At 63.1% G+C, this 14185-nt stretch carries 15 protein-coding genes; 9 read left to right on the forward strand and 6 right to left on the reverse strand.

The window, feature by feature from the left end; all coding sequences use genetic code 11:
* Positions 1-140 precede the first annotated feature (140 nt).
* From RR51_RS05230 to RR51_RS05240, 3 genes are all read right to left on the reverse strand, one after another.
* On the reverse strand, positions 141-932 hold the full coding sequence (locus tag RR51_RS05230; RefSeq protein ID WP_015269164.1) for an OmpA family protein: 792 nt from the start codon (positions 930-932) through the stop codon (positions 141-143).
* Positions 933-982: 50 nt separating this feature from the next.
* On the reverse strand, positions 983-1396 hold the full coding sequence (locus tag RR51_RS05235; protein ID WP_003258911.1) for a DUF4398 domain-containing protein: 414 nt from the start codon (positions 1394-1396) through the stop codon (positions 983-985).
* Between the two features lie 275 nt (positions 1397-1671).
* Positions 1672-2016, reverse strand: coding sequence for a pilin assembly protein (locus RR51_RS05240; RefSeq protein WP_039612809.1), 345 nt, complete (start codon positions 2014-2016; stop codon positions 1672-1674).
* 282 nt (positions 2017-2298) lie between these two features.
* On the opposite strand from RR51_RS05240, the gene ppc reads away from it, so the two are divergent.
* From ppc to RR51_RS05275, 7 genes are all read left to right on the forward strand, one after another.
* Positions 2299-4926, forward strand: a complete 2628-nt coding sequence (gene ppc, locus RR51_RS05245; protein ID WP_039612810.1) for a phosphoenolpyruvate carboxylase — start codon at positions 2299-2301, stop codon at positions 4924-4926.
* 257 nt (positions 4927-5183) lie between these two features.
* The gene (adk, locus tag RR51_RS05250; RefSeq protein ID WP_003259830.1) at positions 5184-5834 is read left to right on the forward strand and encodes an adenylate kinase; all 651 of its coding nucleotides are present in this window, start codon (positions 5184-5186) and stop codon (positions 5832-5834) included.
* Between the two features lie 305 nt (positions 5835-6139).
* On the forward strand, positions 6140-6814 hold the full coding sequence (gene tsaB / locus RR51_RS05255; protein WP_015269167.1) for a tRNA (adenosine(37)-N6)-threonylcarbamoyltransferase complex dimerization subunit type 1 TsaB: 675 nt from the start codon (positions 6140-6142) through the stop codon (positions 6812-6814).
* Positions 6815-6945: 131 nt separating this feature from the next.
* Positions 6946-7236: a hypothetical protein gene (locus RR51_RS05260; RefSeq protein ID WP_025337946.1), complete on the forward strand. Its 291-nt coding sequence runs from the start codon at positions 6946-6948 to the stop codon at positions 7234-7236.
* Positions 7237-7239: 3 nt separating this feature from the next.
* On the forward strand, positions 7240-8109 hold the full coding sequence (locus tag RR51_RS05265; RefSeq protein WP_039612811.1) for a DUF72 domain-containing protein: 870 nt from the start codon (positions 7240-7242) through the stop codon (positions 8107-8109).
* Between the two features lie 28 nt (positions 8110-8137).
* Complete coding sequence (locus RR51_RS05270) at positions 8138-8968, forward strand: isocitrate lyase/PEP mutase family protein (RefSeq protein WP_039612812.1); 831 nt, start codon at positions 8138-8140, stop codon at positions 8966-8968.
* The gene (locus RR51_RS05275) at positions 8968-9657 is read left to right on the forward strand and encodes an extensin-like domain-containing protein (RefSeq protein ID WP_039612813.1); all 690 of its coding nucleotides are present in this window, start codon (positions 8968-8970) and stop codon (positions 9655-9657) included. The genes RR51_RS05270 and RR51_RS05275 overlap by 1 nt, the downstream gene beginning before the upstream one ends.
* A 12-nt stretch (positions 9658-9669) precedes the next feature.
* On the opposite strand, the gene RR51_RS05280 is transcribed toward RR51_RS05275, so the two are convergent.
* Positions 9670-10290, reverse strand: coding sequence for a hypothetical protein (locus RR51_RS05280; RefSeq protein ID WP_039612814.1), 621 nt, complete (start codon positions 10288-10290; stop codon positions 9670-9672).
* Positions 10291-10393: 103 nt separating this feature from the next.
* On the opposite strand from RR51_RS05280, the gene RR51_RS05285 reads away from it, so the two are divergent.
* Complete coding sequence (locus tag RR51_RS05285) at positions 10394-11170, forward strand: class I SAM-dependent methyltransferase (protein WP_039612815.1); 777 nt, start codon at positions 10394-10396, stop codon at positions 11168-11170.
* Here RR51_RS05285 and RR51_RS05290 read toward each other — a convergent pair.
* Together RR51_RS05290 and RR51_RS05295 are read right to left on the reverse strand one after the other, a co-directional pair.
* Positions 11167-12078, reverse strand: coding sequence for an RHS repeat-associated core domain-containing protein (locus tag RR51_RS05290; protein WP_236693252.1), 912 nt, complete (start codon positions 12076-12078; stop codon positions 11167-11169). The genes RR51_RS05285 and RR51_RS05290 overlap by 4 nt on opposite strands.
* 302 nt (positions 12079-12380) lie before the next feature.
* Positions 12381-13022: a TetR/AcrR family transcriptional regulator gene (locus tag RR51_RS05295; RefSeq protein WP_039612816.1), complete on the reverse strand. Its 642-nt coding sequence runs from the start codon at positions 13020-13022 to the stop codon at positions 12381-12383.
* 365 nt (positions 13023-13387) lie between these two features.
* Here RR51_RS05295 and RR51_RS05300 point away from each other — a divergent pair, with 365 nt between their 5' ends.
* Complete coding sequence (locus tag RR51_RS05300; protein WP_039612821.1) at positions 13388-14104, forward strand: response regulator transcription factor; 717 nt, start codon at positions 13388-13390, stop codon at positions 14102-14104.
* Positions 14105-14185 lie beyond the last annotated feature (81 nt).

The following is a 14185-nucleotide window of genomic DNA, read 5'->3' on the forward strand; positions in this document are numbered from 1 at the left end:
GCTGGCCCTTTCGCGGCTGAAGCCGCTCCTACAAGGACCGCGCCAGTCCCTGTGGGAGCGGCTTCAGCCGCGAAAGGGCCAGCACAGGCAAAAGAAAGCCCCGCTTCGATCGCGGGGCTTGTCAGTTCAGCTAGCCAGCCTTACTGCTGTACCTGGCTCACAGAGCGAGGTGCCACCGGTTGGTTGTCGTTGGAGATGGTCACCTCCACCCGGCGGTTCTGCGCACGCCCCGAATTGCTCGAGTTGTCCGCGACGGGGTACTCCTTGCCATAGCCCTGGGCGACGATGCGCGCCGGGTCGACGCCGGCACGTACCAGTGCCATGCGTACGCTGTTGGCGCGGCGCTCCGACAGGCCCTGGTTGTAGTTGGCCGAGCCGACGCTGTCGGTGTAACCCTCGACGATCACCTTGCGTTCCGGGTTTTCCTGGAGGAATTGCGCCAGCTTGGTGACGTTCGGGTAGGCGTTGCTCTTGAGTTCGGCCTTGTTGAAGTCGAACAGCACGTCTCCGAAGGTGACCAGCGTGCCGCGGTCGGTCTGCTTGGCGTTGAGGCTGTCCTGCAGCTTGGCGATCTGTGCGTCGCGTGCGTCAAGCTTGGCCTGGGCGCGCTGGGCCGAAGCGTTCTTCAGTTCGCTTTCGGCAGTGCGCAGGGCGATGGTCTGCTTGGCCACTTCGACGCGCTGGTTGGTCAGGTAGGCCAATTGGTCGACCTTCTTCTCGTCTTCACGGTCCATGTAGGCCTTGTCGGCCTTGTTCAGCCAGTCCTGGGCGTCCTTGGTCTCCAGCGCCGCAACCTTGCTCGATTGCGGGTCGCTCTGCAGCGAGGAGAAGTTGGTGCGGGCCGATTCGAGGTTGGCGTTAGGGTCGTGCGAGCAGGCGGCAAGGCCGACGCTCAGGGCCAGCAGGGCGGGAATCATGACGTAGTTGCGCATAGTGTTCATCCTTTGATCGTGTGCGAAGACCGAGGTGGGCGGGGCAGGGCTCACTGAGCGCTGCGCAGCCCTTCCTCACGTACGTCCTGAACGCCCTGGCGGGCATCCTGCACGGCCTTCTGGGCCTTGGCCGCCTGGGCCTTGCGTTCGGCGAGGCGGGCGTCCCATTCGGCCTGTTCGGCCAGGCGCCTGGCGTCGTCGTACTTCTTGTCATGCATGGCGATCTCGGCCTGCTTGAACTTGTCCTGGGCCGCTTTCATTTCCACGGCGGCGAACTCGGTGCCGCCAGCGCTGACGGCCGAGTTCACGGCGGACTGGGTGACTGCATACTGCTCGGTGGGCGGGTTGCCCGCACAGCCGGCCAGGACCAGGCTGCTGCCCAAGGCCAGCGCTGCCAGCTTGAACCCGCGCACATGAGTGGATGAGGGTTTGTAGATGCGGGTGTTCTTGGTGGTCAGTTCCATTGGATCACTCCTGTTTACGACGTTGTCCGTAGCAGTCCATCGCTCGTTCCCTGACACGTGCGCGCGCTTCAGCTCAACGGTGCACAACGGCAGGTGTGCAGGGTTTTAGCGTGATGGCTATTGGCTGTGACTGACGCGTTTTTCGGATAGTTCAGAAAAAATCATCCTGAGCGGATAACTATTTCTGACTAATCGGTCAGTGCGATTCGCCTGGAACTTTCGCGCGGCGTAGCGGTATTCCGGGCCTTTGCCAGGCCCGGAGCGGGGGCGGCGGGTTACTTCTCGCTGTCGGCTGGCGGGTTGCTCAGGGCGTGCAGATGCTGTCGCGACAGTGACAGAAAGCGCGGAGTAGGGCCGATGTCTTCGTACAGCGGGTCGCCTTCCTCGTCGATGGCAATGACCTGGCGGCCTTGCACATAGGGGAAGCTGGCTTCCAGTTCCTCGAGGGCTGCCGCGACGAGCTCACCGAGCAGTTCCTCGGCGGTGCGCTTGGGGTACATGTCGATCAGCGCGGCCAGTCGCGCTTCGGACTCAAGGTCCAGATGCAGGACATGGCCCGTGGGGCTGAGGGTGCCGGCGGCATTCTGTTCCCAGTGCTGGGCGAGTTCACGGATTTTCATGCTGACCTCTGTTGACGCCTGAAAGGGCTGCAATGCATGGGAGTGTCGTGCTTTCACTTTAGTTTGCTTTGGCCGATCACGGCTTGCCATCGGCGCCTGGCTGTGGGCACTCTTGGAGCGAATACCGAGCCCCCTGTGGGAGCGGGTTCACCCGCGAACACCGGCGCCGCCGGTGCCAGGCACCGCGCTGGATCCTTCGCGGGTGAACCCGCTCCCACAGGGGATCGCGTAAGGGCTGAAAAAGGGATGCAATGCGCCAGAGCCGCGCCGGAGAGAGGGCCAATGACCGATATCGATGTGCGTTTGCGTGAAGATGTCCATGTGTTGGGTGAACTGCTTGGCGATACCATTCGCCTGCAGCATGGCGAGGCGTTCCTGCAGAAGATCGAGGACATCCGTCACAGTGCCAAGGCCGACCGCCGTAGCGCCGGCGAGCAACTGAGCTCGACCCTGGCGGACCTGGCCGATGAAGACTTGCTGCCCGTGGCCAGGGCCTTCAACCAGTTCCTCAACCTGGCCAACATGGCCGAGCAGTACCAGTTGATCCGCCGCCGCGACGCCGACCAGCCCGAGCCGTTCGAGGCCCGGGTGCTGCCCGAGTTGCTGGCGCGCCTGAAGCAGGCCGGGCACAGCAATGATGCCCTGGCCCGGCAATTGGCCAAGCTCGACATCCAACTGGTGCTCACTGCGCACCCCACCGAAGTGGCTCGCCGCACCCTGATCCAGAAGTACGACGCCATCGCCGGCCAACTGGCTGCCCAGGACCACCGCGACCTGACCCCGGGGGAACGCCAGCAGGTGCGCGAGCGCTTGCGCCGGCTGATCGCCGAGGCGTGGCACACCGAAGAAATCCGCCGCACCCGACCGACGCCGGTGGACGAAGCCAAGTGGGGCTTTGCGGTAATCGAGCATTCGCTGTGGCACGCCATCCCCAGCCACTTGCGCAAGGTCGACAAGGCCCTGCTGGAGGCTACCGGCCTGCGCCTGCCGCTGGAGGCGGCGCCGATCCGCTTCGCCTCGTGGATGGGCGGTGACCGCGATGGCAACCCCAACGTGACCGCAGCGGTCACCCGCGAAGTCCTGCTGCTGGCGCGCTGGATGGCTGCCGACCTGTTCCTGCGCGACATCGATGCGCTGGCTTCCGAGTTGTCCATGCAGCAGGCGGACGATGCGCTGCGTGAGCAGGTCGGCGACAGTGCCGAACCCTACCGCTCCCTGCTCAAGCAACTGCGCGATCGCCTGCGAGCAACGCGCGCGTGGGCGCATTCGGCATTGACCAGCAGCCAGCCGGCCAGCGCCGAGGTGCTGGTGGACAACCGCGACCTGATCGCGCCGCTGGAGCTGTGCTACCAGTCCCTGCACGCCTGCGGCATGGGTGTGATCGCCGAAGGCCCGTTGCTCGACTGCCTGCGCCGCGCCGTGACCTTTGGCCTGTTCCTGGGCCGCCTGGACGTGCGCCAGGACGCCGCTCGCCACCGTGATGCGTTGAGCGAGATTACCGACTACCTGGGCCTGGGGCGTTATGCCGACTGGGATGAAGAGCAGCGCATCGAGTTCCTCCAGGCCGAGCTGAAAAACCGCCGGCCACTGCTGCCCGCGCACTTCAAGCCGCAGGCCGATACCGCCGAGGTACTGGCCACCTGCCGGGAAATTGCCGCTGCGCCGGCCGCCTCGCTGGGCTCTTACGTCATCTCGATGGCCGGTGCTGCCTCGGATGTGCTGGCGGTGCAGTTGCTGCTCAAGGAGGCCGGCCTGACTCGGCCCATGCGCGTGGTGCCGCTGTTCGAGACCCTGGCCGACCTCGACAATGCCGGCCCGGTGATGCAGCGCCTGCTCGGCCTGCCAGGCTACCGCGCCAACCTGCGCGGCCCGCAGGAAGTGATGATCGGCTATTCCGACTCGGCCAAGGACGCTGGTACCACGGCTGCGGCCTGGGCGCAGTACCGGGCCCAGGAAAACCTGGTGCGTATCTGCGCCGAGCACCAGGTCGAGTTGCTGCTGTTCCACGGCCGTGGCGGCACGGTAGGCCGCGGCGGTGGCCCGGCCCACGCGGCGATACTGTCGCAGCCACCCGGTTCGGTGGCGGGACGCTTCCGCACCACCGAGCAGGGCGAGATGATTCGCTTCAAGTTCGGCTTGCCGGGCATCGCCGAGCAGAACCTGAACCTGTACCTGGCCGCCGTGCTCGAAGCCACCTTGTTGCCACCGCCACCACCGCAGCCGGCCTGGCGCGAGGTGATGGACCAACTGGCCGCCGATGGCGTCAAGGCCTACCGCGGCGTGGTGCGGGAGAACCCCGATTTTGTCGAGTACTTCCGCCAGTCCACCCCGGAGCAGGAACTGGGGCGCCTGCCGCTGGGCAGCCGCCCGGCCAAGCGCCGCGCCGGTGGCATCGAAAGCCTGCGGGCCATCCCGTGGATCTTCGGCTGGACCCAGACCCGCCTGATGCTGCCAGCCTGGCTTGGTTGGGAAACGGCATTGAACAATGCACTGGCGCGTGGCCAGGGTGAACTGCTGGCACAGATGCGCGAGCAATGGCCGTTCTTCCGCACCCGCATCGACATGCTCGAGATGGTGCTGGCCAAGGCCGATGCGCAGATCGCCGAGGCCTACGACGAACGTCTAGTGCAACCGCACCTGCTGCCTTTGGGTGCGCACCTGCGCGACCTATTGTCGCAGTCCTGCCAGGTGGTACTGGGCCTTACCGGGCAGCCGGTGCTACTGGCGCACAGCCCCGAGACGCTGGAATTCATCAGCCTGCGCAATACCTACCTGGACCCGTTGCACCGCCTGCAGGCCGAGTTGCTGGCCCGCTCGCGCAGCCGCGAAGCCGCTCTGGACAGCCCGTTGGAGCAGGCCTTGCTGGTCACTGTGGCGGGTATTGCGGCCGGCCTGCGCAACACCGGCTGAGGGCAGGCCCGGGGAGCACCGGGCAGGTGCCGTGCGGGGGATGCAAGTGGGCGAAGAGGGTGGTTGCGCCGGGCGCAACCGCCTGCCAGGCCAGCCGTAGGTGGCGCAATCCTGCAACTTTGGGACGCTTGTCTGGCTGCCGGGCGCTGTGTATCTTGAGCAGCCTTCTGACCGATTTATGGTCATACCCGATTTTCCGGACTTGGCCCTGGTCGCCGAATCCATTGAATTTCATAACAAAATTTGAGGAGCACGAGATGCGCGTAATTCTGCTGGGAGCTCCCGGGGCCGGTAAAGGTACTCAGGCAAAGTTCATCACCGAAAAGTTCGGTATCCCCCAGATTTCCACCGGTGACATGCTGCGTGCCGCCGTCAAGGCTGGTACCCCGCTGGGCCTGGAACTGAAGAAAGTCATGGATGCCGGCCAGCTGGTCTCCGACGAGTTGATCATCAGCCTGGTCAAGGAGCGCATCGCCCAGCCTGATTGCGCCAAGGGCTGCCTGTTCGACGGCTTCCCACGCACCATCCCGCAAGCCGAAGCCATGGTCGCTGCCGGTGTCGACATCGACGCCGTGGTCGAAATCGCCGTGGACGACGAGGAAATCGTCGGCCGCATGGCTGGCCGCCGCGTGCACCTGGCTTCGGGCCGCACCTACCACATTCAGTACAACCCGCCGAAAGTGGAAGGCAAGGACGACGAGACTGGTGAAGACCTGATCCAGCGTGATGACGACAAGGAAGAGACCGTTCGCCATCGCCTGTCGGTTTACCACAGCCAGACCAAGCCGCTGGTGGACTTCTACCAGAAGCTGTCGGCCGCCAATGCCGGCAAGCCGAAGTACAGCCACATCGAAGGCGTCGGCTCGGTCGAAGCCATCACCGCCAAGGTCCTGGCAGCCCTGAGCTGATCCAGCGCCTGACGCACCTCGACAACGGCCCGCTTGCGGGCCGTTGTCGTTTGTGGCCCTGTTGCCAAATGCGATCCCTGTAGGAGCGGCCTTGTGTCGCGATGGGGCGCGCAGCGGCCCCAAAAACTCAGCTTCGCCGCGAAAATTGCAGGGGCCGCTTTGCGGCCCATCGCGACACAAGGCCGCTCCTACAGGGACCGCGCCAGCCGAGCGGGCAATGGCCGTACAGCTGCCCCTTCGGGACACAACGCCGCCGCTGCTCTATACTGCCGCTCTTTTCCCCCTAGTACCTGGATACCCGTTCGATGACCACCCTCCTGGCCCTGGATACCGCCACCGAAGCCTGTTCCGTCGCACTTTTGCATGACGGCAAGGTAACCAGCCATTACGAGGTGATCCCGCGCATGCATGCCCAGAAGCTGCTGCCGATGATCAAGCAGCTGCTGGCCGAGTCCGGCGTGGCGCTGAATGCGCTGGATGCCATCGCCTTTGGCCGTGGGCCGGGCGCTTTCACCGGCGTGCGCATTGCCATCGGGGTGGTCCAGGGCCTGGCCTTCGCACTGGAACGCCCGGTTTTGCCGGTGTCCAACCTGGCCGCGCTGGCCCAGGGCGCGCTGCGCGAACACGGTGTACAGCAAGTGGCGGCCGCCATTGATGCGCGCATGGATGAAGTGTATTGGGGCTGCTACCAGGCCGCCGAAGGTGAAATGCGCCTGGTCGGCCAGGAGGCAGTGCTGCCGCCCGAGCAGGTGGCGCTGCCGGTGGGCAGCGCTGGCGAGTGGTTCGGCGCCGGTACCGGTTGGGGTTATGCCGAGCGCCTGGCAGTGCAGGTGGCCGCCAGCAATGCCAGTGCCTTGCCCAACGCCCTGGACATCCTCAGCCTGGCCAGCTTTGCCTGGGCGCGTGGCGAGGCGATCGTTGCCGAACAGGCGCAACCGGTCTACCTGCGCGATAATGTAGCGACACCCAAGAAGCGCTGAGTGTTGTTCGTCGGTTATCGCCGATGACACTAAAACCTTTTGCGCGATCTGTGGTCCAGTTATCACTCGAGCATTAGCGATGGAACCCTGATGCTGCTAAATTGCCATCATTGGTTCTGAGTGCTCATGCCATGCGTATCGACGGTTTCTCATCGCAGTCCTATCCGATCAAGCGCACCCCGCGCAAGGCAGCGGTGCGTGACGAGGCCATCGATGATGCCGAGGTGATCGAGGAGGTCGAAACCGCCCCTCAGGAAGCCACCGCCCGCCGTCGCAGCGGTGGCCTGCCAGCCCGCCAGCAGGACATGATTTTCCCCCGCGCCCGTGACCGCCGCACCGCTACCGCATTGGCCAGCTACCTGAGCACTGCCGGTTTTACCGACTGGGACATGGAAGTACTGGGGCTCGACCTGTACATTTAGTGGATGAGTCCATCACCACTGCCTTATTTTCTCGGTTGCCCGTCATGGAGCGAAAACGCCTGGCGCGACTACCTGTATCCCGCCGACGCCAACAGCGGTGAAATGCTCGGCTACTACAGCCAGGTGTTCAACGCCGTCGAGGGCAATACCACTTTCTACGCACGTCCCGCACCCGGCACCATTGCGCGCTGGGCGCAGATCATGCCCGAACACTTTCGCTTCACTGCCAAGTTCCCCCGGGACATCAGCCATGAAGGCGACCTGCGCGATCAGCTGGAACCGGCCTTTGACTTCACCCGCCTGATGGCCCCGCTGGGCCAGCGCGTAGCGCCGTACTGGCTACAGTTGCCGGCCCAGTTCAGCCCCGCACGGCTGGGCGAGCTTTGCCACTTCCTTGACGAAGTCGGAGTGCCGGTGGCCGTGGAGGTGCGCAACCAGGCTTTCTTCGCCAAGGGTGAAGAAGAGCGGTTGCTCAACCGCCTGCTGCATGAGCGCGGTGTGGAGCGTATCTGCCTGGACCCGCGCGCCTTGTTCAGCTGCACCTCTCGTGACCCTGCCGTGCTGCATGCGCAGGCTAAGAAGCCCAAAGTACCGCCTCGCCCGGCAGCCTTCACCCAGCACCCGCAGGTGCGCTTCATCGGCCACCCGCAGCTGGAGGCCAACGAGGCCTTTCTTACCCCCTGGGTGGACAAGGTCGCCGCCTGGATCGAGGAAGGCCGCAACCCATACATCTTCCTGCACACCTCGGACAACCACCTGGCCGCGGCGCTGGCCCAGCGCTTTCATCAACGCCTGATGCAGCGCCTGCCAGGCCTTGCCGCGTTGCCGGAATTGCCGCGCACCCCCGAGGTCGAACAATTGGGGCTACTCTGACCTTCCCCTGACTGCCGGAGGTTGAACCATGGATGTGCAAACCCTGCGAGCCGAAGCCTTCAAGGCCCTGCACGAGCGCGACAGCGCCTTCGTCATCCCCAACCCGTGGGATGCCGGCTCGGCCAAGTTGCTGGCCAGCCTGGGCTTCGAGGCGCTGGCCACCACCAGTGCAGGCCTGGCTTTCAGCCTGGGCCGTCCGGACGCCGAAGGCGCCTTGAGCCTGGACGATACCCTTGATAATGCCGGGGAGATCGTCGATGCCACCCCGCTGCCGGTGGCTGCCGACTTGGAGAACGGCTTTGGTGACCTGCCCGAAGATTGTGCCCAGACCATCCTGCGCGCTGCCGAGGCTGGCCTGGTAGGCGGTTCCATCGAAGATGCCAGTGGCCGCAGTGAAGCGCCCATCTACGACTTCGGGCTGGCCGTGGAGCGCATTCGTGCAGCTGTGCAGGCAGCGCGTAGCCTGTCGTTCCCGTTCACCCTGTGCGCCCGGGCAGAGAACCTGCTGCACGGGCGCATGGACCTGGACGACACCATCCTGCGCCTGCAGGCCTACGCCGAGGCCGGTGCTGATGTGCTGTACGCGCCAGGGCTGCGTACTGTCGAGGAAATCCGCGCGGTGGTGCAGGCCCTAGCGCCGCGGCCGGTGAATGTGCTGATGGGCATGGCGGGCGTGCCGCTGAGCGTCAACCAGTTGCAGGATCTGGGTGTACGCCGCATCAGCGTCGGCTCGTCGCTTGCCCGTGCCGCGTTGGGGGCCTTCCACCGTGCCGCGCTGGAGATTCGCGATGAGGGCACCTTCGGCTATGGGGAGCAGGCGCTGCCGTTCGCACAACTCAACGACCTGTTCCGCCGCTGATGAGGGCCGTGCTGGCGTTGCTGGCCAGCCTGCCGCTGCTTGCGGGGCTGGCCTGGCACCTGGGTTGGCGGCTGCCCGCCGCGTGGAACCCGTGGGCGCCGCTGGACGTGCGTCAGCCCCCCAACCTGCTGACCCCATACAAGTTGTCCCGCCTTCGCGATGACCCGATGCTGTGTCGCCTGGCACTTCAAACCAGCCAGCTGCGCTACCGGGCACAAGCCGACAGTTCGGCTACTGCCAACTGCCCATTGCGGAATGTATGGCGTATCGACAGTGGTCAGGCGCGGCTCGGCGGCAGCTTCCTGGCCAGTTGTCCGTTGGCAGTGGCATATGCACTGTTCGAAAACCATGGGCTGCAGCCTGTGGCGCAACGGGTGTTGGGGCAGCCGGTGGCTCAGGTCGACCACCTGGGCAGTTTTGCCTGCCGCAATGTCTACCACCGCAAGCAGGGCCGGCTGAGCCAGCACGCCACGGCCGATGCCCTGGACATCAGTGGCTTTCGCCTGCGGGACGGCCAGCGCATCGTCCTTGCGCGGGACTGGCAGGCGGGCGGGCAGAAAGCGGAATTCCTTCGACAGGTGCAGCGGGCGGCCTGCGACAGCTTCAGCACGGTACTGGGGCCGGACTACAACGCTGCACACCATAACCACTTTCATGTGGACATGGGCCGCTGGCAGATCTGTCGCTGAGCGTGGGCGCGTTCAGGCGTGGGCGCGCACGTTGTTAAGCACCACCGGGCGTGCCCAGTGGATGTCGAACTCCAGGTCGTTCTGTTGCTTGGCCAGGGTGGCGTCATCGAACGGTTCGGGCGCCGGGTCCAGCAGGTTGGTCTCGAACTCGGCGATCGGCAGGAACAGCGAGCGCGGAGCAGGGCCGGGGCCGGGCTCGGCAATCGGGTGACCTTGGCTCATCACCACCGGGCGCAGCCAGCTGTTGCTGATATCGAGCTGGCGCTGCTGCTCGATCAGCTCGACTGCGCTGAACGGCTCGGGGGCGGGCGGCAGCAGGTTGGCTTCGAGTTCTGCCTTGGGCAGGAACAGTGGCTCGGGCGGTGCCACGATGGTGTCATGCACCGGGCAGGCACGCTGGGCGTCGATCAGGGCTAGCGCCCGGGCGCCGCCGATCGGCTCGCCACTGCTCTGGTCGTATTGCACGAACGACTGGCTGACGCTGTCTACGGGCTCTTCCTGCTGCTCGGCCATGGCCCGGGCAAAGAAATCCTGCCACAGGTGGCTGACGCCCCCGAGTGCCTGAGTGTTGTGCTGACTGTAGTTGCCGACAGGCGACAGGTAGGTCAAGCCGATGGGAAGAGTATCTGACATGGCAGTCGCGCGCGTTGTGCTCTGGCAGAATAGCGGGATATTGCCTGTATCGGCCGAAGTAGCCGATACATTAAGGGCTGGGTTTAATTTCTAGGTGTGAATGATGGAAGAGCAGGGCACAGGTATCCGGGTCGAGGCGATGTCGGCTGAATTCGAGGCGCAAGCTGCTGCGTGGGCCGAGCGCCTTGAGCTGCCGCTGCAGGACGATGCTGCCGGGTTCGCCGTGCAGGTGGGCGTTGATGGCTTGCAGATCCAGCAATTGGGCCCGCAGGCCCCGGGGCCGGTGCGGGTGGACTTTGTCGAAGGCCAGGCCGCGCACCGGCGCATGTTCGGTGGTGGCAACGGGCAGATGATCGCCAAGGCGGTGGGCATTGCTCAGGGCGTGCGTCCGCAGGTACTGGATGCCACTGCCGGGCTGGGCAAGGACGCGTTCGTGCTGGCCAGCCTGGGCTGCCAGATGACCCTGATCGAGCGCCAGCCGCTGATTGCCGCGCTGCTGGAGGACGGCCTGGCGCGGGCGCGGTCGGATGAAGAGGTGGGGCCGATCGTGGGGCGCATGCGCCTGCTGACCGGCAACGCCATCGAGCGCATGCGCTCCTGGGAAGGCGAGGCGCCCCAGGTGATCTACCTCGACCCGATGTTCCCGCACCGGGACAAGAGTGCGCTGGTGAAGAAGGAAATGCGTGTGTTCCGCCCGTTGGTCGGTGATGACCTGGATGCCCCGGCCCTGCTCGAAGCTGCCCTGGCCCTGGCCAGCCACCGGGTGGTGGTGAAGCGGCCGCGCAAGGCGCCGATCATCGACGGGCCGAAGCCGAGCCATAGCCTGGAGGGCAAGTCGAGTCGGTATGACATTTATCCGAAGAAAGCGTTAAAGGCTTAGCCATCACGCAGACGGCGCAAGCGTACCTGCATATCCTCTATTAGCAGATCCTCCGGTATCATATTGATAAGCGATTGTGGTGTCGGAGGGGCTAGTAGCTCTTCAGAAAGTATGCCGGTTGTATTTTTCAAGTTCGGGACGTTGTCAATAAATTCTTTGATAATGTCTGGATTATATCGGTTGTGCTCGTCGAGCACTAAATTGTCCAGTTTGCTGCGTTGTCCTTGGAGAATATCATTTTTGGCGATGGTATTGTTTACTGTGCTCTGCTCGCCGTTTGAGAGAGCCCAGTTCAGCTCCTCTATCACTTGCTTTTCGCGTTTTGCGATTGATTTTTTTAAAGCCTTGTATTCGTTTTTAGAAAGTGTAGGGTTTCTTTCCTCCAATCGTGGCGCAAGCTTTTCGTATGAATATCCACCACGTTTCCATTTGAAAATTGATCTGAAAGATTTACCACTAGGGTCTACTCTGTTTATGGGGTCGTTGGCGCAGTAGGCATAGGCATTGATACCACCTCTATCAAACGGCGACAAACTGTCCGGGCTATGGAAACGCATTATTCCAGGGTTGAAAAGGCGGTGGCCATTACCTAGTAAGTAACCTATTCCAGAGGCCAACAAACTCTGGCCCGTGAATCGGGATAACAATGAGCTGCCAAGTGGGTAACTGTCTTTGCCAAAGGGGCTGTAGGCAATGGTGGTCTGGCCTTGCGAATTGATTGCGACTGTTGAATCTTGTGCATCGGTGGCCAGTAGTCGTTTTTGCGCAGTTTTACTATTCGTTTCGCACAGGTTCTGGTGGTTGGCACTGACCACTGTGTGGTGAGCACCGCTCGTATGCAATACCGAGAGTTTGCTGCCCTTGTAAAAGAGCTTGAGTGCTTGCAATCGCATGGTGGTGACGCTCATGTGCAGGGTGTGCATGCGAGCCTGTCACGAAGATGCCTAATTGGATACTGGCAAAACTGTCAGGTAAGTGTGCTGGTTTCCAGCACGGTGATTGACGGACGCGTTCCTGCAGGCACTATGCCGCCTTTGAAGGCCGCGCTGGGCCTGTGGGAGCGTTTTACCCGCGAAGAAGCTGACGTGGTGGATGGCACCGGCTTTGCCGGTGTTCGCGGCTAAAGCCGCTCCCACAGGGACCGCGACAGCTTTCGAGGGTGTGCAAGAAAGTTACGCCTGCAAAAAGACCGCGTTTGCCAGCAGATGCCTCAGGCCTGGTAAGCTCGCAAGAATACCCCCACCACCTCGCGCACATGCGCTTCCGCCTCGTCACCTTCCAGCGGCCCGGCACACCCCAGCAGCAACCGATAATCCGGCGCGCCCTTGACCAGGCAGAAGAAGTGTTCGGCAGCTCGCAGCGGGTTGTCGATGCGCAGCAGCCCGCGCTCATGCGCCCCGCGCAGCAAAGCTTCCATCCCCGCCAGCACGCGCTTGGGCCCGGCTTCGTAGAAGTACTCGCCAAAGCTCGGGTCCAGACTGCCCTGGGCCATGATCAAGCGGCTGAGCTTGACCGCCTCATCACTGCTGATCAGCGCCTGGAAACCACGGGCAATGGTCAGTAGCACCTCTTCCACCGGCACCCCCTCGGGATACTCGAACAGCATGTCGGGCAACTGGATCTGGCAGGTTGCCATGACCGCCGAGCCAAAAAGCGTCTGCTTGTCGGTGAAGTGGCTGTATACGGTGAGCTTTGAAACACCTGCCGCCGCAGCGACCGCATCCATGCTGGTGTTGGCGTAGCCGAGGCTGAGGAAAAGGGCTTTGGCTGCTTCGAGAATTGCCTCGCGTTTGGCCAGGTCCTTGGGCCGGCCCGGGCCGATGGGTGCGTCGTTGGACATTGTGGTCTGCATCTGGTTGAAGAAACACCATCTTAACGGTTCAGGCGCCATCCGGCTAAAGCCTGCGGGGAAAACCTGTGTGGCGGTAAATTGACGAGATAATTTTAACGTGTGTAACTTCGCGCCATTCGTCGATTAGTTGACTTTTCGTCGAATGCAGAAGTGCCCTCATGGGGGCGCCCGATGAGCCCAAGCCATTGATTTTCAGCGGCGGGACGGGGTGAGCATGGCTCCCATCCACATGGGTCTTGAGGTGCTGCCTGCCGGCGCGAGGGACTGGCAGCAGGCAAGGTTCGCCTAGACTCCACCGAAGGGTCTGTAGGAAAAGGCTTACAAGGGGAGGACATGGAACGTTTTTCATGGGAGGCAAGCAGATGATGCCGGACCATATAAAGATGATACGTGTGATGCTGATCGATTGTCGGCCTCTGGTGCTCCTGGGGCTTCACGATCTGATAAATGCCAGAAAGCCCCGTATGGAAGTGAGTGGTCAGGCCACCACCTATACCCATGCGCTGGAACTTGCCGACCAGTTGCGGCCCGATGTCATTTTCTTCAGCTTTTTTCCAGATGCGCTGGACCCGCTCGAGGTAGTTGCCGAACTCGCGCGCTCTGGCGACATGAAAGTGCTGGTACTCAAAGGGGTGTATGAGGCCGCCCCCGTTGCACAGGCCATTGAGGCGGGCGCGCTTGGCATCGTGCTGGCCGAGGATTCAACGGAGTCGATTATCCAGGCCATCATCAAAGTCCACCATTGCGACATCGGGCTGGACAGGGCCTGGGTCAGTGGGCTTTCCGGTTATGCTTCGGCCAGGCATATACCCTTCAGGTGTAATCCGGCGCAGGCGAAACATGCACGGCTGACGTTGCGCGAGCGGGAACTCGTTCGCGCCATCGTTGGCGATCCGTCTGCCAAGTACCTGTGCATCGCCGGGCGCTTGGGCATCAGCGAACACACCGTGCACAATCACCTCAGCAGCATCTATCAGAAGCTCAACCTCACCAACCGCATCGACTTGCTGATGTATGCGGTGCGGCACGGACTCACCGGTGGCGAAGAGCCGCCTGCGTCCAAATCGGGAGAGATGGACTGAATGCCCATTGGCCAAGGCCTTTGGGGGCGAAGCTCCTTTTGGGCTGCGCTGTCGCGCAGATAACAACTATCGCTCGTTTGA

Origin of the sequence: Pseudomonas sp. C5pp (assembly GCF_000814065.1) — a bacterium.
GTDB lineage: Bacteria > Pseudomonadota > Gammaproteobacteria > Pseudomonadales > Pseudomonadaceae > Aquipseudomonas > Aquipseudomonas asiatica.

Coding starts and splice junctions, on each gene's coding strand:
- RR51_RS05285 (WP_039612815.1), top strand. CDS start 10,394: ATGGAAGAGCAGGGCACAGGTATCCGGGTCGAGGCGATGTCGGCTGAA.
- RR51_RS05275 (WP_039612813.1), top strand. CDS start 8,968: ATGAGGGCCGTGCTGGCGTTGCTGGCCAGCCTGCCGCTGCTTGCGGGG.
- RR51_RS05260 (WP_025337946.1), top strand. CDS start 6,946: ATGCGTATCGACGGTTTCTCATCGCAGTCCTATCCGATCAAGCGCACC.
- RR51_RS05280 (WP_039612814.1), bottom strand. CDS start 10,290: ATGTCAGATACTCTTCCCATCGGCTTGACCTACCTGTCGCCTGTCGGC.
- ppc (WP_039612810.1), top strand. CDS start 2,299: ATGACCGATATCGATGTGCGTTTGCGTGAAGATGTCCATGTGTTGGGT.
- tsaB (WP_015269167.1), top strand. CDS start 6,140: ATGACCACCCTCCTGGCCCTGGATACCGCCACCGAAGCCTGTTCCGTC.
- RR51_RS05240 (WP_039612809.1), bottom strand. CDS start 2,016: ATGAAAATCCGTGAACTCGCCCAGCACTGGGAACAGAATGCCGCCGGC.
- RR51_RS05295 (WP_039612816.1), bottom strand. CDS start 13,022: ATGCAGACCACAATGTCCAACGACGCACCCATCGGCCCGGGCCGGCCC.
- adk (WP_003259830.1), top strand. CDS start 5,184: ATGCGCGTAATTCTGCTGGGAGCTCCCGGGGCCGGTAAAGGTACTCAG.
- RR51_RS05265 (WP_039612811.1), top strand. CDS start 7,240: ATGAGTCCATCACCACTGCCTTATTTTCTCGGTTGCCCGTCATGGAGC.
- RR51_RS05300 (WP_039612821.1), top strand. CDS start 13,388: ATGCCGGACCATATAAAGATGATACGTGTGATGCTGATCGATTGTCGG.
- RR51_RS05235 (WP_003258911.1), bottom strand. CDS start 1,396: ATGGAACTGACCACCAAGAACACCCGCATCTACAAACCCTCATCCACT.
- RR51_RS05290 (WP_236693252.1), bottom strand. CDS start 12,078: ATGAGCGTCACCACCATGCGATTGCAAGCACTCAAGCTCTTTTACAAG.
- RR51_RS05270 (WP_039612812.1), top strand. CDS start 8,138: ATGGATGTGCAAACCCTGCGAGCCGAAGCCTTCAAGGCCCTGCACGAG.
- RR51_RS05230 (WP_015269164.1), bottom strand. CDS start 932: ATGCGCAACTACGTCATGATTCCCGCCCTGCTGGCCCTGAGCGTCGGC.